The organism is Streptomyces sp. NPDC030143, from assembly GCF_055573695.1.
The window spans coordinates 15,753-35,739 of the sequence record NZ_JBVIAY010000039.1 but is presented as its reverse complement, the minus strand read 5'-3'; the positions used below and the strand labels follow the sequence as shown (position 1 = coordinate 35,739).

The 19,987-nt window shown below is 71.8% G+C and carries 18 protein-coding genes and 1 rRNA gene; 15 read left to right on the top strand and 4 right to left on the bottom strand.

Annotated features, from left to right (window positions below):
* The 9 genes from rrf to ACZ4YY_RS35680 form a co-directional block, all read left to right on the top strand.
* Window positions 1-85: ribosomal RNA gene (gene rrf / locus ACZ4YY_RS35720) — 5S ribosomal RNA — on the top strand; the annotation flags it as partial.
* An 87-nt stretch (window positions 86-172) separates the two neighbouring features.
* Entirely contained in the window at window positions 173-835 is a 663-nt protein-coding gene (locus ACZ4YY_RS35715; protein ID WP_468299323.1) for an HAD family hydrolase, read from the top strand.
* Between the two features lie 60 nt (window positions 836-895).
* On the top strand, window positions 896-2,128 hold the full coding sequence (locus tag ACZ4YY_RS35710; protein WP_468299321.1) for an MFS transporter: 1,233 nt from the start codon (window positions 896-898) through the stop codon (window positions 2,126-2,128).
* Window positions 2,079-3,251 (top strand): acetoin utilization protein AcuC, encoded by a 1,173-nt coding sequence (locus tag ACZ4YY_RS35705; protein WP_468299319.1) that lies wholly within the window; start codon window positions 2,079-2,081, stop codon window positions 3,249-3,251. The genes ACZ4YY_RS35710 and ACZ4YY_RS35705 overlap by 50 nt, the downstream gene beginning before the upstream one ends.
* A 475-nt stretch (window positions 3,252-3,726) precedes the next feature.
* Complete coding sequence (locus ACZ4YY_RS35700; RefSeq protein ID WP_468299325.1) at window positions 3,727-4,554, top strand: phosphatase; 828 nt, start codon at window positions 3,727-3,729, stop codon at window positions 4,552-4,554.
* Between the two features lie 134 nt (window positions 4,555-4,688).
* Window positions 4,689-4,901 carry a helix-turn-helix domain-containing protein gene (locus ACZ4YY_RS35695; protein ID WP_004984898.1) on the top strand — a complete coding sequence of 71 codons (213 nt, stop codon included), beginning with the start codon at window positions 4,689-4,691 and terminating at the stop codon, window positions 4,899-4,901.
* A gap of 168 nt (window positions 4,902-5,069) precedes the next feature.
* Window positions 5,070-5,168, top strand: coding sequence for a 30S ribosomal protein bS22 (locus ACZ4YY_RS35690; RefSeq protein WP_003948845.1), 99 nt, complete (start codon window positions 5,070-5,072; stop codon window positions 5,166-5,168).
* 284 nt (window positions 5,169-5,452) lie between these two features.
* Entirely contained in the window at window positions 5,453-6,514 is a 1,062-nt protein-coding gene (locus ACZ4YY_RS35685) for an NAD-dependent epimerase/dehydratase family protein (protein WP_468299317.1), read from the top strand.
* Window positions 6,515-6,528: 14 nt separating this feature from the next.
* Entirely contained in the window at window positions 6,529-7,605 is a 1,077-nt protein-coding gene (locus tag ACZ4YY_RS35680) for a lysophospholipid acyltransferase family protein (RefSeq protein ID WP_468299315.1), read from the top strand.
* Window positions 7,606-7,715: 110 nt separating this feature from the next.
* Here ACZ4YY_RS35680 and ACZ4YY_RS35675 read toward each other — a convergent pair whose 3' ends face one another.
* From ACZ4YY_RS35675 to ACZ4YY_RS35665, 3 genes are all read right to left on the bottom strand, one after another.
* A complete protein-coding gene (locus ACZ4YY_RS35675) occupies window positions 7,716-8,963 on the bottom strand; it encodes a DUF5667 domain-containing protein (RefSeq protein WP_468299313.1) in 1,248 nt (415 codons plus the stop codon).
* Between the two features lie 241 nt (window positions 8,964-9,204).
* Complete coding sequence (locus tag ACZ4YY_RS35670) at window positions 9,205-9,981, bottom strand: ECF subfamily RNA polymerase sigma factor, BldN family (RefSeq protein ID WP_468299311.1); 777 nt, start codon at window positions 9,979-9,981, stop codon at window positions 9,205-9,207.
* A gap of 571 nt (window positions 9,982-10,552) precedes the next feature.
* Complete coding sequence (locus ACZ4YY_RS35665) at window positions 10,553-11,470, bottom strand: HAD family hydrolase (RefSeq protein WP_468299309.1); 918 nt, start codon at window positions 11,468-11,470, stop codon at window positions 10,553-10,555.
* Window positions 11,471-11,589: 119 nt separating this feature from the next.
* Here ACZ4YY_RS35665 and ACZ4YY_RS35660 point away from each other — a divergent pair, with 119 nt between their 5' ends.
* From ACZ4YY_RS35660 to ACZ4YY_RS35640, 5 genes are all read left to right on the top strand, one after another.
* Window positions 11,590-11,877 (top strand): glutaredoxin family protein, encoded by a 288-nt coding sequence (locus ACZ4YY_RS35660; protein WP_468299308.1) that lies wholly within the window; start codon window positions 11,590-11,592, stop codon window positions 11,875-11,877.
* A 314-nt stretch (window positions 11,878-12,191) separates the two neighbouring features.
* Complete coding sequence (locus ACZ4YY_RS35655) at window positions 12,192-12,947, top strand: redox-sensing transcriptional repressor Rex (protein WP_468299306.1); 756 nt, start codon at window positions 12,192-12,194, stop codon at window positions 12,945-12,947.
* The gene (locus ACZ4YY_RS35650) at window positions 12,944-14,674 is read left to right on the top strand and encodes a glutamyl-tRNA reductase (RefSeq protein ID WP_468299304.1); all 1,731 of its coding nucleotides are present in this window, start codon (window positions 12,944-12,946) and stop codon (window positions 14,672-14,674) included. The genes ACZ4YY_RS35655 and ACZ4YY_RS35650 overlap by 4 nt, the downstream gene beginning before the upstream one ends.
* Window positions 14,671-15,666 (top strand): hydroxymethylbilane synthase, encoded by a 996-nt coding sequence (hemC, locus tag ACZ4YY_RS35645; RefSeq protein WP_468299302.1) that lies wholly within the window; start codon window positions 14,671-14,673, stop codon window positions 15,664-15,666. The genes ACZ4YY_RS35650 and hemC overlap by 4 nt, the downstream gene beginning before the upstream one ends.
* On the top strand, window positions 15,663-17,357 hold the full coding sequence (locus ACZ4YY_RS35640; protein ID WP_468299300.1) for a bifunctional uroporphyrinogen-III C-methyltransferase/uroporphyrinogen-III synthase: 1,695 nt from the start codon (window positions 15,663-15,665) through the stop codon (window positions 17,355-17,357). The genes hemC and ACZ4YY_RS35640 overlap by 4 nt, the downstream gene beginning before the upstream one ends.
* 54 nt (window positions 17,358-17,411) lie before the next feature.
* On the opposite strand, the gene ACZ4YY_RS35635 is transcribed toward ACZ4YY_RS35640, so the two are convergent.
* Window positions 17,412-18,800 carry an FAD-binding oxidoreductase gene (locus tag ACZ4YY_RS35635; RefSeq protein ID WP_468299298.1) on the bottom strand — a complete coding sequence of 463 codons (1,389 nt, stop codon included), beginning with the start codon at window positions 18,798-18,800 and terminating at the stop codon, window positions 17,412-17,414.
* Between the two features lie 193 nt (window positions 18,801-18,993).
* On the opposite strand from ACZ4YY_RS35635, the gene hemB reads away from it, so the two are divergent.
* On the top strand, window positions 18,994-19,986 hold the full coding sequence (gene hemB, locus ACZ4YY_RS35630) for a porphobilinogen synthase (RefSeq protein ID WP_468299297.1): 993 nt from the start codon (window positions 18,994-18,996) through the stop codon (window positions 19,984-19,986).
* The last annotated feature ends 1 nt before the right edge of the window (window position 19,987 follow it).

Below are 19,987 nucleotides of genomic sequence, written 5' to 3'. Positions count from 1 at the left end.
TTACATTCCGAACCCGGAAGCTAAGCCTTACAGCGCCGATGGTACTGCAGGGGGGACCCTGTGGGAGAGTAGGACGCCGCCGAACAATTGTTGAGAAAACCCCGTACCGGGTACACCGGTACGGGGTTTTCTGCGTTCCGGGGGTGTGTGCCGCTGCGTTTAGGGTCGGGGCATGCGCTACGACCTCGTGATCTTCGACAACGACGGCGTCCTCGTCGACAGCGAGCCCCTCTCCAACCGTCTCCTGGCCGCCTATCTCACGGAACTCGGGCATCCCACGACGTACGAGGACTCCATCCGGGACTACATGGGGTCCGCCCTGCACCGCGTCCACGACCTGGTCGAGGAGCGGACGGGGCGGCGGCTGCCGGCGGAGTTCGACGACGTCTTCCACCGGCGGGTGTTCGCGGCCTTCGAGCAGGAGTTGAAGCCGGTGCCCGGGGTCGTCGGTGTGCTGGAGAAGCTGGTGGCGGACGGCGTGCCGTACTGTGTCGCCTCGTCCGGCAGTCATGAGCGGATTCGGGTGGGGCACCGGACGACCGGGTTGGACCGGTGGTTCGAGGAAGCGCGGATCTTCAGTTCGCAGGACGTGGGGAAGGGAAAGCCGGCGCCCGACCTCTTTCTGTACGCCGCCGAACGGATGGGGGTGGCGCCGGAGCGGTGTGTCGTCGTCGAGGACAGTCCGCTGGGGGTGCAGGCGGCTGTCGCGGCGGGGATGGACGTGTACGGCTTCACGGGGATGACGCCGGCGGCGAAGCTTGCGGGAGCCAACCAACTCTTCTGTGACATGGGGGAGTTGGGTGACCTGCTGGGTGAGAGCGGCCGGCGAAGATGAGGGGAACTCATCTTTGGCTGGATCTACCCACGGGTTCGCCGGGGCCCTACGCTCGCCGCCATGACAGAAGTGCTGCGGCGCGGTAGGGCCTCGTTGGCGTTCAGCTTTCTCGTGCAGGGCGTCGCCTTTGCTCTGCTCGTGACCCGGATTCCGGCGATCCAGGACCGGTACGGGGTTTCTGACGCGCTGCTGCCCGCGTTCCTCGCCGCGGTGCCGGTGCTTGCCGGGGTCGGGAGCGTGGCGACCGAGCAGTTGGTGAAGCGGATTCCGGCCGGCCGGCTGCTGCGGTGGTCCCAGCCGGTCGTGCTCCTGGCGCTGCTCGGTGTGGGGGCGGGGGAGCGGATGGGGGAGCTGGGCGTCGCCCTGGCCGCCTTCGGGCTCTCGGTGGGCGTGCTGGACGCCTCGATGAACATGCTCGGGGTGAGTCTGCAACGGGCCTACGGGCGCAGCATCATGCTCGGGTTCCATGCCGCGTACAGCCTGGGCGGGATCGCGGGGGCCTCGCTGGCGTGGGCGGGGGCGCACTGGGAGCTCGCGCTGTGGGTGTCGTATCTGCCGGTGGTGCTGGTGCTGCTGCCGGCGGTGGTGGTCGGGAGCCGGTGGTATGTCGACGGGGACGGCGAGCGGGGTGGGGTGAGCGGTCCCGGGGATGCGGCGGAGGCGGACGGCGAGGGTGCCGTCGTCTTCCGGCTGTTGTTGCCGCTGTGCCTGGTGATGACCTTCGCCTACATCGGGGACTCCACGGTGTCCAACTGGAGCGCGAAGTACCTCCAGGACGTGCTGGGGAGCAGTGAGCAGCTGGCCACGGTTCCCTACAACGTCTACATGGTGACCACGCTGGTCGGGCGGGCCCTCGGGGACTTCGGGGTGCGGCGGTTCGGGGCGGTGGCGGTCGTACGGGTGGGGGCGCTGGTGGCGGGGCTGGGGTTCGCGGTGGTCGCGGTCGCGCCGGGGGCCTGGGTGGGGATGGGCGGGTTCACGCTCGTCGGCCTGGGGCTGTGTGTGGTGGTGCCGCAGACGTTCGCCGCGGCGGGAAGGCTCTTCCCCGGGGCGTCGGACACGGCTGTCGCTCGCCTGAATGTGTTCAACTATGTGGGCTTTTTGATCGGTTCGCCGTTGGTGGGGGCGCTGGGGGACGTCTGGAGCTACCGGGGGGCGATGGTGGTGCCGATGGTGTTGGTGCTGGTGACGTTGGTGTACGCCCGGTCGTTCGACCGTCAACCGGACCGATACGGTGGCGGGCATGAGCGGCCGCGCACAGCTGATGTGGGACGAGGGAGTAACGGGCTATGACTTCGGCCCGGACCATCCGATGGATCCGGTCCGGCTGGAGCTGACCCGGAAGCTGGTGAGTGCCCTGGGGCTGGACCGGGAGGTGGACGTCGTGTCCGCCAAGCCGGCCGGCGAGTCGACGCTGCGGCTCGTCCACCGGGAGGACTACATCGAGGCCGTGAAGGCGGCCTCCGCCGACCCGCGGGCGGCGGACACGTCGTACGGGCTCGGGACGGTGGACGATCCGGCCTTCGCCGGGATGCACCAGGTGTCCTCGCTCATCGCCGGGCTGTCCGTGGGGGCGGCGGAGGCGGTGTGGCGGGGGGAGGCGCTGCACGCGGTGAACTTCGCGGGCGGGCTGCATCATGCGATGCCCGGTGGCGCGTCGGGTTTCTGCGTGTACAACGACGCGTCGCTCGCGATCGCCCGGTTGCTGGAGCTGGGCGCCGAGCGGGTCGCGTACGTGGACGTCGACGTGCATCACGGGGACGGGGTGCAGGCGGCGTTCTGGGAGGACCCGCGGGTGCTGACGATCTCGCTGCACGAGCACCCCCGGACGCTGTTCCCGCAGACCGGGTGGCCGGAGGAGACGGGAGCGGACGCGGCGGAGGGATCCGCGGTGAACGTGGCCCTGCCGGCGGGGACGGGGGACGCGGGGTGGTTGCGGGCGTTCCATGCGGTGGTGCCGGAGCTGATCGCTGATTTCCGGCCGGATGTGCTGGTGACGCAGCACGGGGCCGATACGCACTTCGAGGATCCGCTGGCTCATCTCGCGGTGTCGCTGGACGCGCAGCGGGCGGTGCAGGTGGCCTGCCATGAGCTGGCGCACGAGCATGCCGGGGGGAAGTGGGTCGCGCTGGGCGGGGGCGGTTATGCGGTGGTGGATGTGGTGCCGCGGTCGTGGGCGCATCTGGTCGGGGTGGCGGCGGGGGTGCCCGTGGCGCCGGAGACGGTGATTCCGGAGGAGTGGCGGCGGGAGGTGTTCGCCCGGACGCGGCAGTTGGGGCCGGGGCGGATGACCGACGGGCGGTGGCCTGTGGGGTGGGGGGAGTGGGGGGCGGGGTACGACCCTGCGGATCGGGTGGATCAGGCGGTGCTGGCCACGCGGCGGGCGGTGTTTCCGTTGCGGGGGTTGTTGGCGTAGGGGGTGGGGGGCTTTTTGTTTCGCCCCCGCCGCCCCTACCCTTCCCGTCACCAGGGGCTCTGCCCCTTCGACCCCGTTCCGGGACTCCGCCCCGGGGCCCCGGCGGGGCTGCGCCCCTGCACCCCGCATCGGCCCTGGACGGGCCTCGTCCTCAAACGCCGGACGGGCTGGATGCGCCGAGCGTCGTCGCGGTGGCGCTGCGGGTGGTGCTGGGTGTGCCGGGGCGTCGTCGTGGTGGCGCCGCGGGTGGTGCTGGGTGTGTGCCGCGCTGTCGTCGCGGTGGCGCCCGGGGAACGGGACTGGGTGTGCCGGGCGTCGTCGTGACGGTGTCGTGGGTGGTGCTCAGTGGGCCGAGCGCTCTTGTCGGGATGGCACGGGGGCGGGATGGCTGTGGTGAGCTCTCGTGTCCGTCGCTTACGCCAACCGTGCGCCCTTCCCTCGTTTTTCCTCGTGCCCGTGCGGTCCGTGCGTCAGGATCGTTGGGGTGTGGGAACCGCTTGGGGGGCTGCGGAGGCAGCTGGTGGTGGCCGGGTTGGCCGGGGTGGTGGGGACCTCTCGGGAGGAGAGCCTGCGGAGTTACCGGCTGTTCGCCGCTCGGGATCCTCGGGTGTTGATCGGGATTGATCCCGAAGGGGCCTGGGGGGTGCGGGACGTGATCGGGTTGATGGCGGAGAAGTGTGGGGTTTCGGCCGATCCAGGGTGTGTATCCGGGCAGGATGTGATCGACCCGGAGCGGACCGTCGCCGCGCTGGACGCCTTCGCCGGGCGGCTCGCGGTGGTCGCCCGGCGTGGTGCGCCCGTGCTGCTCGGAACCGGGCATCCCCACCGGTTGCTCGGGTTCTACGGCGCTCTGGCAGACGCCTTGTCGGCGGCGGGATGTGCTGTCCTCACCCCGGCGCAGGGTCGCTGTGTCGACATAACGACCCGGTTCGGTCTACGTACGCTCACCCTGGACTACGTACGGGGCGTCGGGTTGGTGCGGGGAACGGACGCCGGGCGCCCCGGTTGTGCGACCGGCGTGCACGCGCACTCACCCCTGCCGGTCAGACTGGCGCTGGAGGCGGCGGCGCAGGCCGGCGGACCGTTGCCGGAGCTGGTGATCGGGGACCACGGGTGGGTCTGCGGGGCAGGTCAGCTGGGGTTCGAGGCCGTCGGTCTGGCGGACACCGACGATCCCGCGCTGTTCGTGGGGGAGGCGGAGGGGCTCGTCTCCGTGGTCGTTCCGGTCGATGATGGCGTGCGGTCCGATTACTACCTGCCGCTGACCCGCTACGTACTCAATCGGGCGTGTCTGTCACAGTAGGCCGCCGATGGGTGCACCTCTTCCCCACTCGCATCACCCGCCCCTACATTGGGGAGTGAGCACGCAGCGACGAAGAGTCACCGGAAGGGGAAGCCGGTGGCCGTCGAGTCGAGTGCGGAAGGTTCAGGTGTGTCATGGCTGCAGCTGGCGAGAGGCCTCTGAACGAGGTTCAGTTCCTTACCGTGGCGGAAGTCGCCTCGGTGATGCGAGTGTCGAAGATGACCGTGTACCGCCTGGTGCACAGCGGTCATCTGCCCGCGATCCGGGTGGGGCGGTCCTTCCGCGTCCCGGAGCAAGCGGTTCACGAGTACCTCCGCGAGAGCTACGTGGGGGTGGAAACCGCCTGACGGCGAGGGCGGGCGGGGGCCGGGAAAAGGCAGTACAGGGCATCTCCCGGGTCCCGTCCGCCCCCTCGATTACGTTCCTCGGCACTCGGGCGGGTAGGCTAGCCCCTCGTAGGTCGTATGGGCCCATGGCGCCCAGCACCGAGTGATGAGAAGTGAGCGAGGGTAGTCGTGGGCTCTGTTATCAAGAAGCGGCGCAAGCGGATGGCCAAGAAGAAGCACCGCAAGCTGCTGAAGCGCACGCGCGTCCAGCGTCGCAACAAGAAGTAAGTTCGCGACGCGAACCGCGAGAGCGTGGTGTGGCCCCCCATCGAGCACCGGTGGGGGGCCACACGCGTATCCGGGGCCCGTACGGCGGGCTGAACCCCGGTCGTATGCGCGGACGGGCCGGAGGGAGTGTCGGTCGTACGACCGGCGCGACGCGTTCCCTCGTCCGTCGGGCGGTCGTCACGGCGCGACATCGACCCGCTAAGTTGGCCCGCAGACGGGGAACGCGGCAGGGTGACCAGTGCGAGACCGAGAGCCGGACCTAGTGCGGAAGGAAGGCGCTGATCTTGGGCAAGGTCGTGCTCGTGACCGGAGTGGCCCGTCAGCTGGGGGGCCGGTTCGTACGACGGATCCAGCGGGACCCGGAGGTCGACCGGGTGATCGCGGTGGATGCCGTGCGGCCCGAGCACCATCTGGGCGGGGCGGACTTCATCCAGGCCGACATCCGGCAGCCCACCATCGCGCGGGTGCTCGCCGAGACCGGGGCCGACACCGTCGTCCACCTGGACGTGACGGCCACCGCGCTCGGCAGCGGGAGCCGGACCACGGTCAAGGAGACCAACGTCATCGGCACGATGCAGCTCCTCGGCGCCTGCCAGAAGTCGCCGACGGTGAAGCGGCTGGTGGTGAAGTCCAGCACCACCGTGTACGGGTCAGCGCCGCGCGACCCGGCGGTGTTCACCGAGACCACCCCGGCCAAATCACTGCCCAGCGGCGGGTTCGCCAAGGACATCTGCGAGGTCGAGGGCTATGTGCGCGGGTTCGCGCGGCGGCGGCCCGACGTCGCCGTGTGCGTGCTGCGGTTCGCGAACATCCTCGGCCCGACCGCCGAGACGCCCCTCGCCTCGTACTTCTCGCTGCCGGTCCTGCCGACCGTGCTCGGCTACGACCCCCGGCTGCAGTTCGTGCACGAGGACGATGTGATCGACGTGCTGCGGATCGGCTCGCACGAGCCGGCGCGTGGCACGCTCAACAGCGGGACCTTCAACATCGCCGGCGATGGCGTGCTGCTGCTGTCGCAGTGCTCGCGGCGGCTCGGGCGGCCCACCGTGCCGCTGCTGCTGCCCGCCGTCACCTGGGCGGGGTCCCTGGTGCGTACGCTGGGCATGACGGACTTCGCGCCCGAGCAGATCCGGCTGCTCACCCACGGCCGGGTGGTGGCGACGGACCAGATGCGCGAGACGCTGGGATTCACGCCCAGGTACACCACCGCGGAGACCTTCGCGGACTTCGCACGCAGCCAGGGGCCGGGTCTCCTGCCCCCCGAGGCCCTTGCCGGGGCCGTCGACCGGATCGCCGCGCTGCCCGTCGCGGGCGGCGGCCCCCTCCCGACCCAGAGCGCCAACTGAGGAGCGCATCAACGATGGCGGACGCCAAGGTCATTCCGTTCGACGACGACCGGTCCCGCGGGAGTGCCGTTCAGCGGCCGTCGCGGCGCCGGGGCTCGGGGAGCCGGCGCGGCGGCAGCGGGGAGCCGGCGCCGGTCCGTGAGATCGGTGAGGTCGGTGAGGTCCAGCCCCTGCCCACCAGGGCCGTTGCGCAGGATGATGATCCCGTGACCGGTACGGGTGAGCAGCAGCCGCGCGAGGGCGAGGGCGGGGGTGGCCTGGAGCGGCGTATTGCGGGCGGGTTGTCCTTCCTGCGCCGCCGGCTCACGGGCGACTACGAGGTCGACGACTTCGGCTACGACGAGGAGCTCACCGACCAGGTCCTGATGTCGCTGCTGCGGCCGGTGTACGAGAAGTACTTCCGGGTCGAGGTGAAGGGCGTCGAGAACATCCCGGCCGAGGGCGGGGCGCTCATCGTCGCCAACCACTCCGGGACGCTGCCGCTGGACGGGCTGATGATGCAGGTCGCCGTCCACGACCACCATCCGGCGGGCCGTCATCTGCGGCTGCTGGCGGCCGATCTGGTCTTCGTGCTGCCCGTCGTCAACGAACTCGCCCGCAAGCTCGGCCACACCCTCGCCTGCTCCGAGGACGCCGAGCGGCTGCTGGGGCAGGGCGAACTGGTCGGCGTCATGCCGGAGGGCTTCAAGGGCATCGGGAAGCCCTTCAGCGAGCGCTACAAGCTCCAGCGGTTCGGCCGGGGCGGCTTCGTCTCCACGGCGCTGCGGCAGGGCGCCCCGATCATCCCCTGCTCGATCGTCGGGGCGGAGGAGATCTACCCCATGATCGGCAACTCCAAGACCCTCGCCCGTGTCCTCGGCTTCCCGTACTTCCCGCTGACGCCGACCTTCCCCTGGCTGGGCCCGCTGGGTGCGATCCCGCTGCCGACGAAGTGGACGATCCAGTTCGGCGAGCCGATCCCGACGGACGGCTACCCGCCGGAGGCGGCGGAGGACCCGATGCTGATGTTCAACCTGACGGACCAGGTGCGGGAACAGATCCAGCACACCCTGTACAAGCTGCTGGTGCAGCGGCGGTCGGTGTTCTTCTGACACGGCCGGGCCTGCGGTGGCGCGACCTCCGGCGGACGGCCGACACGGCGATGGGGGCACCCCTTGTGGAAGGGGTGCCCCCATCGCCGTGCCCGAGGTACGGACGGCGGCTAGCCGGCGTCCTCGTTGTCGATGCCCAGGCCGGGGAGGAGACCCGGCAGCAGGGGCGGGAGCGTGACGTCCGGCTCGGCGGTCGGAGGCCTGCTCGTGGACGGGGGGGCGCTGTCGGCGTCCTGCGGCGGCTCGAGGAGGCCGCCGGTGTTGCCGCCGAGCAGCCCGTCCTCTCCGGTGCCGGTGGAGGACGACCTGCTGGGGCTGCCGCTGCTGCCGGTGCGTCCGGTGTCGGACGCGCCGCCGCCGGTGCCGGGTGCGGTGGCGCGGCCCGTGTCCGAGGTGCCGGTGGACGCCGGACCCGAGCCCGGCCGGCCGCCGTCGTCGGTCCTGCCGCCCTTGGCCGGGGGCTCCGGGAGCAGGGACTGCAGCGGCGCCACGTCTTGGTCTATGGCGTCGAAGACCGACGAGACCTCCCGGCTGACGTCCCCGAGCTGCACGGGCAGCTTGTCGCGCAGGGCGCCCCACACGTCGCGGTGCGAACGCGAGAAGGCGGAGAGGGCCTGGATGGGGCCCAGGGAGTCCGGGTCGCGCTCGTACACCGCGTGCAGCAGGCGGTGGCCCTCGGAGGCGTCGTGCCGCATGCCGGACAGGGCGCGGCGGATCTCGCCGAGCGACTCGTGGTCGAGGTGGGCGCCGCCGCGGCCGCGCTCCATGAGCCGACGGGCCTCGCCCAGTCGTGTCGAGGCCTGGTCCAGGTACGTCCGGCCGCGCTCGCCGTCGCCCTCGGCGAGGTAGTCGAGCTTGAAGTCCTCGATGCCGCGCTTGAGGCCGTACAGCGAATCACCGGGCAGGGCGTCGGAACTCGCGGCGGCGACCCCGCCGAAGGCGCCGGCGGCGACGCCGACGCTGAGGCCGCCGGCGGTCAGGCCCTTGGCGAGCCGTGAGCGCGGTCGGAACTTGCCCAGCGGCGTCGCCCGGTGGGTGCCCCGCGCGCGGTGGGAACGCTGCTCGGGTACCGATGCGTCCGTTGCCTCACCCATGGTGCCCGCCTGCAGCATCGCCTCCATCGCGGCGACCAACTGGGCGCGCTGGACGACCTTGACCTCGGGGTCGAGCTCCGGTTTGGGCAGCTCGGCGAGACGCGTCGCGAGGGCCGGGAGGCGGCCCTGCTCGGTCTGGTCCGCAGCGGCCGGGGCCGGTGCCGATCCTTCGGACTGCTCGGCCGCCGTGCCCTGGTCGGACTGCTCCTCCAGGGCCTGGGCGAAGGCGCTCGCCCGCCGGTGCGCCGATACGTTCGCGATCACTGGCGGCACCTCCTCTCGTCATGACGGTCGACTCCCCTGGGGTCCTGGGGGTTGCACGTCCGCGACCGCTTCCACACGATCGAGTGATCGGAGACGGTCGGGACGTGACCACAGGGAGCCTGTATCCCGCACAACGACTGGCGCGGCACTTGGGTTACGGACTGCTGATGATCGACTGGGGAAGTCAACGGTCTTCCACTGGACGTGAGTTAGTTGCCGTCGGTAGGCGTGGTGGTGGGGGTCAGCGCGCGTCGTCCGGAAGGAGACGTGCGAGGGTGCGGACGGCGCGGTACTGGAGGGTCTTGATGGCCCCCTCGTTCTTGCCCATGACGCGCGCCGTCTCGGCGACGGACAGCCCCTGGAGGAACCGGAGCGTGACGCACTCCTGCTGCTGGGGGTTGAGACGTCGTACGGCGTCCAGGAGGGCGGCGTTGGAGAGGGACTCGAGGACGGAGTCCTCCGGGGAGCGTTCGACCTCGTTGGCGTCGAGCATCTCGCCGGTGGTGACCTCGAGACGGAAACGGCTGGACTTGAAGTGGTCGGCGACGAGGTTGCGGGCGATCGTCACCAGCCAGGCGCCGAAGTCGCGGCCCTGCCAGGTGAAAGTGCCGATGCGGCGCAGGGCGCGCAGGAACGTCTCACTGGTGAGGTCCTCGGCGGTCGCCTTGCCGCCGACGCGGTAGTAGATGTAGCGGTAGACCGTGTCGCTGTACTGGTCGTACAGCCGCCCGAAGGCGTCGGCCTCACCGGCCTGGGCCCGCTCGACGAGGTCCATCATCCGGGCGCTGTCGCTGTCGGCGGCCGGCCGGCGGGTGGTGGTGGCGCCGGACGCGCGTCCTCGTCTGCCGACCGCGGCGGTGCCGTCGGCCAGTGCGTAGCACGGGCCGGCCGGCGCGGCGGCGAAGGCGGGGACGGCGTACGCGGTGGGGACGAAGCCGCGCAACAGGTCTCGGAACGTAGCGACCGTTGTGCGCAGCGCAGCCAGGCCCGAGGCGTCAACCCCGACGTGTGGGTACACGGGACTCCCAGAGGCAGAGCTTCCATCACGTGCAGTGCGGAACCATTCACCCGTCGTAGCGACGGAGAGGTACCGGTATGCGTCTGAGGAGAATAACGCTTCGTGCAGGCGCTGCTACGCCCAGTTGCTCAAATCACCGATTACGTCGCTTCTGTAGCCGATTGCCGCTCGATCAGGTTGCGAAGAGTGAGCGATTTCTGATCGAAGCGGTTCGAGTTTCGGCTCGGTCCAGGGCGTGTTGTGGCGGTGCGCGGACAAGGGGGAGTGGGGTGGGGGTTGTGGGGGTACGACGGTTGGTTTGGTCTCTTCCCGGTGCCGGGCGGGGTCGCGCGCGGTCGGCGCCGCGGCGCGACGACGGGGCGGGCCGCCGGGCTTCGATGGGGGCCGACGGGGCGGGCCGCCGGGCGTCGATCGGGGCCGACGGGCCGGTGGCGCGGGATGGAGCGGCTGGTGGCGTGGGGTGGGGCGGGGTGGCCCGGCGCCGGCGGGGTGCCGCCCGCGCCCGCCCGTGCCGCCCCGGGCGGCACGCGATCCCGCCCTCGAGGCGAGGAGGGGGTGCGGGGGTCGTCCGTCAGCGGCGCCGGCGGTGCAGGGCGATGGCCGCCGCCGTGCCGCCCGCCACCGCGCCGACGCCGGCCGCCGCGGGGATGCCCACCTTGGCCGCCTTGCGGCCCGTGCGGTAGTCACGCAGGCGCCAGTCGAGGTCGCGGGCGTGCTTGCGGAGCTTGGCGTCGGGGTTGATGGCGTAGGGGTGGCCGACGAGGGAGAGCATCGGGATGTCGTTGTGGGAGTCGCTGTAGGCGGCGCAGCGGCTCAGGTCCAGGCCCTCCGCCGCGGCCAGGGCGCGGACCGCCTCCGCCTTGGCGGGGCCGTGCAGCGGTTCGCCGACCAGCTTGCCCGTGTAGACGCCGTCGACGGACTCCGCGACCGTGCCCAGTGCTCCGGTCAGGCCCAGGCGGCGGGCGATCACCTGGGCGATCTCCACCGGGGCCGCTGTGACCAGCCACACCTTCTGGCCGGCGTCCAGGTGCGCCTGGGCGAGTCCGCGGGTGCCCGGCCAGATGCGCTCGGCCATGTACTCGTCGTAGATCTCCTCGCCGATCGACTGGAGCTCGGAGACGCGGTGGCCCTGGACGATGGACAGCGCGGAGTCGCGGGCCTCCTGCATGTGTTCGGGGTCCTCGACGCCCGCGAGGCGGAACCACGCCTGCTGCCAGGCGAACCTGACGAGATCGCGGGTCTCGAAGAACTTGCGTTTGTACAGGCCACGGCCGAAGTGGAAGAGCGCGGCGCCCTGCATCACCGTGTTGTCGAGGTCGAAGAAGGCGGCGGCCTTGTCGTCGCCGAGCACCGGGAACTCCGGTTCCTGCTGCGGTACCTCGGCGTCCTGCGACTGCTTGCGCGCCGCCTCCGCCGAGGCCTCGCCTGCCAACACGCTCCGCGCCGTGGCGGAACGCCTACGGGGAGTGAGCCATCCAAGAGCGGCCATGGCGTGAGCATAGCCAGTCGGTTCGATGGTTCCTCAGTGGTGAGGTTTGAACGCTGTGAACTCTCTGCGGCCGTGTCGTTAAGGACGTCGCCTGGGAGGTTCGCGCGAGGCGCGCGAGAATGGCTGACATGACTCCCCTGTTCCGCCGGAAGCGGCCCGCCCCGCAGGACCGGCTCGTGACGTTGATCGGCAAGCCCGGGTGTCATCTGTGCGATGACGCGCAGGGTGTGATCGAGAAGGTGTGCGGTGATCTCGGGGTGCCGTGGGAGAAGCGGGACATCACCGAGGACGCGGAGCTGCACGACCGGTACTGGGAGCAGATCCCGGTCGTTCTGGTGGACGGTGAACAGCACACGTTCTGGCGGGTGAACGAGGAGCGGCTGCGCCGGGAACTGTCGGCCGGCTGACGGGGAACCGGGCGTCACGGAACTGACCGAGCAGTCCAAGTGTTCCGAAAAGTCGCTTAGGATCGACGGCGACCAGGTCTCGGGGGCGGGATTCGTGAGGAGAGTGTGCGGTTTTGCCCCCGATAAAGAAGGAGCGCGGGTGTGTGGGCGCGGGTTCCCCGCGAACACGTCAGGCCCGCGTGACCCCGGTCACGTTGGCCGGGCAAATCGGACACAATCTTTGTGCACGCGTTCACAAAGACATAGCCTGCATTCGACGGGGCGGTCTGGGGACGTACGACCGCCTGCAGCCCCGCTCTACCCGCAGGAGCACCGTGGCAACTGGCCGAACTCACCGACCGGCGACCCGCAGCCGAGGGATTCCCGAGGCCACCGTCGCCCGGCTTCCGCTGTACCTCCGTGCGCTGACCGCACTGTCGGAGCGCTCGGTGCCCACGGTCTCCTCCGAGGAGCTCGCGGCCGCGGCGGGGGTCAACTCCGCGAAGCTGCGCAAGGACTTCTCCTACCTGGGCTCCTACGGGACGCGGGGTGTCGGCTACGACGTCGAGTATCTCGTCTACCAGATCTCCCGTGAGCTGGGTCTCACGCAGGACTGGCCGGTTGTGATCGTCGGTATCGGTAACCTCGGCGCCGCCCTGGCCAACTACGGCGGGTTCGCCTCCCGTGGGTTCCGGGTCGCCGCGCTGATCGACGCCGACCCCGCGATGGCCGGGAAGCCGGTCGCCGGGATCCCCGTGCAGCACACCGACGAACTGGAGAAGATCATCCAGGACAACGGCGTGTCGATCGGCGTCATCGCCACGCCCGCGGGCGCCGCCCAGCAGGTCTGCGACCGGCTCGTGGCCGCCGGGGTCACCTCCATCCTGAACTTCGCGCCGACCGTGCTGTCCGTGCCGGACGGCGTCGACGTGCGCAAGGTCGACCTCTCCATCGAGCTGCAGATCCTCGCCTTCCACGAGCAGCGCAAGGCCGGCGAGGAGGCCGCGGCCGCTTCGGCCGTCGCCGCGAGCCGCGAGGACTCCACCGACCAGGGGCCCGACGGGGACGTACCCGCCGTGATGCCGGCATGAGCCTCCTCGTCGTCGGGCTGAGCCACCGCAGCGCTCCCGTCAGCGTCCTGGAGCGGGCCTCGCTGTCCGCGGACGCCCAGTTCAAGCTGCTGCAGGACACGGTCGCCGCCGAGCCGGCCGCCGAGGCCGCCGTCCTGGCCACCTGCAACCGCATCGAGCTCTACGCCGACGTGGACAAGTTCCACGCCGGTGTCGCCGAGCTGTCCACGCTGCTCGCCCAGCACAGCGGCGTCGGCCTCGAGGAGCTCACCCCCTATCTGTACGTCCACTACGAGGACCGGGCCGTCCACCATCTGTTCTCGGTGGCCTGCGGGCTGGATTCGATGGTCGTCGGCGAGGGGCAGATCCTCGGGCAGATCAAGGACTCGCTGGCCCGCGCGCAGGAGCTGCACACCGCGGGCCGGCTGCTGAACGACCTGTTCCAGCAGGCGCTCAGGGTCGGCAAGCGTGCCCACTCCGAGACCGGGATCGACCGCGCGGGGCAGTCCCTGGTCACCTTCGGCCTGGAGCAGCTGGCTCACGGCACCGACGTCCGGACCTGGGCGCACGGCAAGAAGGCGCTGGTCATCGGCGCCGGGTCGATGTCCTCGCTGGCCGCCGCCACACTGGCGCGCGCCGGGGTCGCCGAGATCGTCGTCGCCAACCGCACCCTCGACCGCGCCGAGCGGCTCGCGCAGCTGCTCGCCGAGCAGTACGGGACCCGGTCCGCCGAGGCGGACGGCACGGACGTCGTGGCCCGGGCGGTCGCGATGGAGTCGGTGCCCCAGGAGCTGACACGTGCCGACATCGCCGTCTCCTGTACCGGGGCGACGGGGCTGGTGCTGACGGCCGGGGCGATCGCGGCGGCGGTCGAGGGCCGTACCGGAGCGCCGGTCGTCCTCGACGAGGAGCAGCGGGCCGCGGACGTCGTCAGGCCGCTGCCGCCGACCTCCGTCGGCGCCGAGGAGAACTGTCCGCTGGACCTGGCGCAGGTCCAGCAGTCCGGCTTCTCCGTGATGGGCGAGGCCGCCGTGGCCGGCCTGGACGCCGCGACGCTGGAACAGCACGCCGCCTGGGTCGACAACGCCACCGTGGACCGTCGCACGGCCGCCCGGCGCAGCCCCGAGGCCGACGCCGAGCTGATCAGCGCGCTCGCCGCGACCGTCGCCACCGTCGGCCGCGTCCCCGAGCGGCGCAGGCCCGAACCGGTCGACGTGCCCGTACGGCCCGAGCCGGTGCTGTTCGTGCTGGACCTGGCGATGCCGCGGGACGTTGACGCCGCCGCGCACCGGCTCGCCGGGGTGCGGCTGGTGGACATCGAGTCGCTGGCCGAGGCCTCCGCGGACGCGCCGATGGCGTCGGACGTGGACCAGGTGCGGCGGATCGTCTCCGACGAGGTCGCCGCGTTCGGCGCCGCGCAGCGGGCCGCGCACATCACGCCGACCGTGGTCGCGCTGCGCGCCATGGCCGCCGACGTCGTCGCGGGCGAGATCGCCCGGCTCGACGGGCGGCTGCCCGGCCTGGACGACAAGCACCGCGCCGAGATCACGCAGACCGTGCGGCGGGTCGTCGACAAGCTGCTGCACGCGCCGACCGTCCGGGTCAAGCAGCTCGCGGCCGAGCCGGGCGGCGCCGGATACGCGGACGCCCTGCGGACCCTGTTCGACCTCGACCCCGAGACGGTGGCCTCCGTCTCGCGCGCCGAGGACAGCACCGAGAAGAACCCAGAGAACCGAGGGCCGGCATGAGTACCAAGGCACTGAGGCTGGGGACCAGGCGCAGCAAGCTCGCCATGGCCCAGTCGGGGCAGGTGGCGGACGCCGTGAGCCAGGTGACCGGCCGGCCCGTCGAGTTGGTCGAGATCACCACCTACGGCGATGTCTCCCGCGATCACCTCGCGCAGATCGGGGGCACTGGCGTCTTCGTCACCGCGCTGCGGGACGCGCTGCTCAGGGGCGAGGTCGACTTCGCGGTTCACTCGCTGAAGGACCTGCCGACCACGCAGCCGGAGGACCTGGTCCTGGCCGCCGTACCGGTGCGCGAGGACCCGAGGGACGTCATCGTCGCCCGGGACGCGCTGAAGTTCACCGACCTGCCGCGCGGGGCGCGCATCGGTACGGGTTCGCCGCGCCGGATGGCGCAGCTGAACGCGTACGCGCGCGGCCACGGGCTGGACATCGAGACGGTCCCCATACGCGGGAACGTCGACACGCGGATCCGGTACGTGCACGACGGTGAGCTGGACGCCGTGGTGCTGGCCGCCGCCGGACTGAACCGGATGGGTCGCGGTGACGAGGTGACCGACTTCCTGTCGGTCGACACGGTTTTGCCCGCCCCTGGCCAAGGGGCCCTGGCGATCGAGTGTGCGGCGGGTGCCGCGGACCTGATCGCGGCGCTCGGCGAGCTCGACGACCCGTTCACCCGGGCCGCCGTGACCGCCGAACGGTCACTGCTCGCCGCCCTGGAGGCCGGTTGCAGCGCCCCGGTGGGCGCGCTGGCCGACCTTTCCCCACCCTCGGCTCCGTTCGAGCGGGGGGACCCCCAGGCCGACCGGCAGATTGTCAAGGAAATGCGCCTGCGCGGCGTCGTCGGCACCACCGACGGCACCCGCTTGGTGCAGCTGTCCACCACCGGTCCCGTGCCCGAGGCGCACGACCGGGCAATGGCGCTCGGTCGCGAACTCGCCGCCGAGATGCTTGCCCAGGGCGCGGCCGGTCTGATGGGGGAGCGAGCACTGTGAGCCCCACCACCCTTCCCGCCGGCCTGGAACACGGGCACGTCACCTTCCTGGGTGCCGGACCCGGGGATCCGGGACTGCTGACTCTGCGCGCCGTGGAGGCGCTGGCGAACGCGGATGTCCTCGTCGCCGAGCACGAGGTGCTCGACGTCGTGCGGACGCACGCCAGGCCGGGCGTCGCCGTGGTGAACGCGGACCCCTCGGATCCGGTTCCGGGCACGGTCACACCCCACCCGGCGATCGTTGACGACACGTCAACAACCGCTGCGGTCCCCGCGGTGCGGGATGCCGCACATCTTGTCATGGAGGCCGCGCGAGGCGGCAGGCGGGTCGTCCGTGCGGTGTCCGGGGACCCGGGACTTGATACGTACGCGGCGGAGGAAATGCTCGCGTGCGCGGCGGCCGGTGTGCCGTTCGAGGTCGTCCCCGGGGTCGCGGCCGCCGTCGGCGTGCCGGCGTATGCCGGTGTGCCGCTGCGCGACGCGCAGGGCGCGGACGTCCGGTTCGTGGACGCCCGCAGCGCCTCGGACCGGTGCTGGACCGAGGTGGGCGCGTCGGACGGGACGGTCGTCGTGTCGACGACGCTCGACTCCGTCGCCGCCGCGGCCGGTGAGCTGGTGTCGGCCGGGCGCAAGCCCGACACGCCGATGACGGTGACGGTCGCCGGTACGACCACCCGGCAGCGGACGTGGACGGCGACCCTCGGCACGATCGCGCAGACGCTGAAGCAGGCGAAGGCGCTGCCCTCCCCGGAGGGGGGCCGGCCGGTGATAGCCGTGGTCGGTGAGCGTTCCGCCCCCGCCCAGCGCCACCAGCTCGCCTGGTTCGAGTCCAAGCCGCTGTTCGGCTGGAAGGTGCTCGTGCCGCGGACGAAGGAGCAGGCGGCGTCGCTCTCCGACCAGCTGCGGTCCTACGGTGCCGTACCGCACGAGGTGCCGACGATCGCCGTCGAGCCGCCGCGCACGCCCCAGCAGATGGAGCGTGCGGTCAAGGGGCTGGTGACGGGCCGTTACGAGTGGATCGCGTTCACCTCGGTGAACGCCGTCAAGGCCGTGCGGGAGAAGTTCGAGGAGTACGGGCTCGACGCGCGGGCCTTCGCCGGGATCAAGGTCGCCGCGGTCGGCGAGCAGACCGCCAAGGCGCTCATCGCCTTCGGCGTGAAGCCGGACCTGGTGCCGAGCGGCGAGCAGTCGGCGGCGGGGCTGCTGGAGGACTGGCCTCCGTACGACCCGGTCTTCGACCCCATCGACCGGGTGTTCCTGCCGCGGGCCGACATCGCGACCGAGACGCTGGTCGCCGGGCTGATCGAGCTGGGCTGGGAGGTCGACGACGTCACGGCCTACCGGACCGTGCGCGCCTCGCCGCCGCCGGCGGAGACGCGGGAGGCGATCAAGGGCGGTGGCTTCGACGCCGTGCTGTTCACGTCGTCGTCGACCGTGCGGAACCTGGTGGGTATCGCCGGCAAGCCGCACAACGTGACCGTGATCGCGTGCATCGGGCCCGCCACCGCCAAGACCGCCGAGGAGCACGGGCTCCGGGTGGACGTCATGGCTCCCGAGCCGAGCGTGCACAAGCTGGCGGAGGCGCTGGCGGAGTTCGGTCTGCGGCGGAGAGCCGCGGCGCTGGAGGCGGGCGATCAGGTGACGCGGCCGAGCGAGCGGCGGCCGGGGGCGCGGCGGCGTCGGGCGACATGAGGCGTTGAGGTGCGGCGGAGCGTCCCGCGGAAGCGGGACGCTCCGCCGCGCTGTTCACGCCGGTTCCACCGTGTGGCCGTGGCGCAGCAGGTTCGACGGGTCGTAGGTGGCCTTGTCCCGGCGGAGGCGTTCGTAGACGTCCGGGGTCCAGGCGCGGGCCCGGTCTGTCTCGTCGCCGGGGGTGCCGTGGATGTTGACCATGGTGCGGCCCGTGCCGTAGGGGGCCATGCCGGTGTAGAGGGCGCGGGTCGCCTCCTCCACGGCCTCGGCCGCCGGCGGGGCGGACACGATGCCGACCGAGTCCAGGACGTAGCGGGCGTCCCGCGAGCAGACGGCGTCCTCGAGGGGGGACGGGCGGGAGAGCGCCGCGCCCATGTGGCGCAGTTCCACCAGCAGCAGCGGGTAGTCGACGCCCGCCCCGGGGCCGGTCAGGTCGACGACGGTGCGGAGCGCTTCGGGCGGCAGGTCGCGGAGCAGCAGACAGCACTCGCGGGCCGGCAGGGGGTCCTGGGGCTCCAGGTGGATGCGGTCCAGCTCCGTGTGGTCCATCACCTCCACCGTGTCCACCTCGATCGGGACGGCCGCCCGCAGCGGGGCGATCACGGCCTCGCCCTCGGCCGGGTCGCCCGGCCAGGCCACGGCGACCCGGGCCCAGAAGCCACCGCGCAGGGGTTCGGGGACCTGCGGGATGGGGGGCAGCCGCAGGACGGTGAACGCGCTGCACATCTCGTCCGGCACGGTGCGCGTCCAGTCGGCCCAGGTGTGCAGCAGCGCCTCGGTGTGTTCGGCCCGGGTGTACAGGCCGCCGCCCAGGAGCTGCGGCAGCGGGAGCAGTTCGCAGGTCAGGGATGTCACCACGCCCACGTTGCCCTTGCCGCCGCGCAGGGCCCAGAACAGTTCCGGCTCGTGCTCGGGGTCGCTCTCGTGGAGGGTTCCGTCGGGGGTGACGACCTGGAAGGAGCGGACGAGGTCGGCCGAGTAGCCGTAGGCGCGGCCGAGCACCGGCAGTCCGCCGCCCAGCGTGTAGCCGATGACGCCCGCGTCCGTGGAGGTGCCGCTCAGGCCGGCCAGGCCGTGCGGCGCCCCCGCCGCCATGACGTGGCTCCACTTGGCCCCCGCGTCGACCGTCGCGGTTCGCCGTGCCGGGTCGACCCGTACGTCGGTCATCCGGGCGGTGCTGATCAGCAGGCCGTGGTCGATCGGGAAGTTGGCGCCGTGGCCGGTGGCCTGCACGGCGACCGGGGTGCCGGTGGCGCTCGCCCAGCGCAGCGCGGCCACGACGTCGTCGTCGCCCGTCGCGCAGACCACCACGTCGGGGGTGTGCAGGGCAGCCAGGTTGAAGCCGGTGACCTCCTCGGCGTAGCCGTCGTCGCCGGGACGCAGGACCGGGCCTCGGACGTCCGAGAGGGCGAACAGGGCGGGCGTGGGGTGAGTGGCGGTCATCGCGGCCTCCGTGGCGCGTCTGACGACGGAGGGACGGCGGCGGCTCGACCGGCCGGTGGGGAGGGTGGCCGCCGGGGTCCTTCGGGGTCTCGCGGATGCTCCTTCCAGCATGGCTCCGGGGGGCGGCGCCTGCATGCGGGGCGCCGACGGGGCGTCGGTAAGGGGGGCGGCGGGACGGGCGTAGCTTAGGTGCATGACGAAGTACGGATCCTTTCCCGGTACGCGTCCCCGGCGGCTGCGGACCACTCCCGTGATGCGGCGCATGGTCGCCGAGACCCGGCTGCATCCGGCCGACTTCATCCTGCCCGCGTTCGTCCGGGAGGGCGTGAGCGAGCCGGTGCCCATCGAGGCGATGCCGGGGGTCGTGCAGCACACCCGTGACAGCCTGAAGAAGGCCGCCCTGGAGGCGGTGGAGGCCGGGATCTCCGGGATCATGCTCTTCGGGGTGCCGGAGGAGGCGAAGAAGGACGCCGTCGGGACGGCCGGGACCGATCCGGACGGCATCCTCCAGGTCGCCCTGCGGGACGTGCGGGCCGAGGTGGGCGACGACCTGCTGGTCATGTCCGACCTGTGCCTGGACGAGTTCACCGACCACGGGCACTGCGGTGTGCTGGACGCGGACGGGCGGGTCGACAACGACGCGACCCTGGAGCGGTACGCCGAGATGGCGCAGGTCCAGGCCGACGCGGGCGCCCATGTGGTGGGGGCCAGCGGGATGATGGACGGCCAGATCGGCGTCACCCGCGACGCGCTCGACCAGATCGGGCGGGAGGACGTGTCGATCCTCGCCTACACCGCCAAGTACTCGTCCGCTTTCTACGGGCCCTTCCGGGAGGCCGTCGGGTCCTCGTTGAAGGGCGACCGCAAGACCTACCAGCAGGACCCGGCCAATGTGCGGGAGTCGCTGCGCGAGCTGGCCCTGGACCTGGAGGAGGGGGCCGACATGGTGATGGTGAAGCCGGCCGGCCCCTACCTCGACATCCTGGCGCGCGTCGCCGACTCCGTGGACGTGCCGGTCGTCGCCTACCAGATCTCCGGCGAGTACTCGATGGTCGAGGCCGCGGCCGAGAAGGGGTGGGTCGACCGGGACCGGGCGATCCTCGAGACGCTCACCGGGATCAAGCGGGCCGGGGCGCAGAACATCCTCACCTACTGGGCCACCGAGGCGGCCCGGAAGCTGCGGTGAC

Bases quoted from the DNA above. Each gene is read 5' to 3' on its own strand.
- ACZ4YY_RS35715 (WP_468299323.1), top strand. From the start codon at position 173: ATGCGCTACGACCTCGTGATCTTCGACAACGACGGCGTCCTCGTCGAC.
- ACZ4YY_RS35710 (WP_468299321.1), top strand. From the start codon at position 896: ATGACAGAAGTGCTGCGGCGCGGTAGGGCCTCGTTGGCGTTCAGCTTT.
- ACZ4YY_RS35705 (WP_468299319.1), top strand. From the start codon at position 2,079: ATGAGCGGCCGCGCACAGCTGATGTGGGACGAGGGAGTAACGGGCTAT.
- ACZ4YY_RS35695 (WP_004984898.1), top strand. From the start codon at position 4,689: ATGGCTGCAGCTGGCGAGAGGCCTCTGAACGAGGTTCAGTTCCTTACC.
- ACZ4YY_RS35680 (WP_468299315.1), top strand. From the start codon at position 6,529: ATGGCGGACGCCAAGGTCATTCCGTTCGACGACGACCGGTCCCGCGGG.
- ACZ4YY_RS35665 (WP_468299309.1), bottom strand. From the start codon at position 11,470: ATGGCCGCTCTTGGATGGCTCACTCCCCGTAGGCGTTCCGCCACGGCG.
- ACZ4YY_RS35660 (WP_468299308.1), top strand. From the start codon at position 11,590: ATGGCTGACATGACTCCCCTGTTCCGCCGGAAGCGGCCCGCCCCGCAG.
- ACZ4YY_RS35650 (WP_468299304.1), top strand. From the start codon at position 12,944: ATGAGCCTCCTCGTCGTCGGGCTGAGCCACCGCAGCGCTCCCGTCAGC.
- hemC (WP_468299302.1), top strand. From the start codon at position 14,671: ATGAGTACCAAGGCACTGAGGCTGGGGACCAGGCGCAGCAAGCTCGCC.
- ACZ4YY_RS35635 (WP_468299298.1), bottom strand. From the start codon at position 18,800: ATGACCGCCACTCACCCCACGCCCGCCCTGTTCGCCCTCTCGGACGTC.
- hemB (WP_468299297.1), top strand. From the start codon at position 18,994: ATGACGAAGTACGGATCCTTTCCCGGTACGCGTCCCCGGCGGCTGCGG.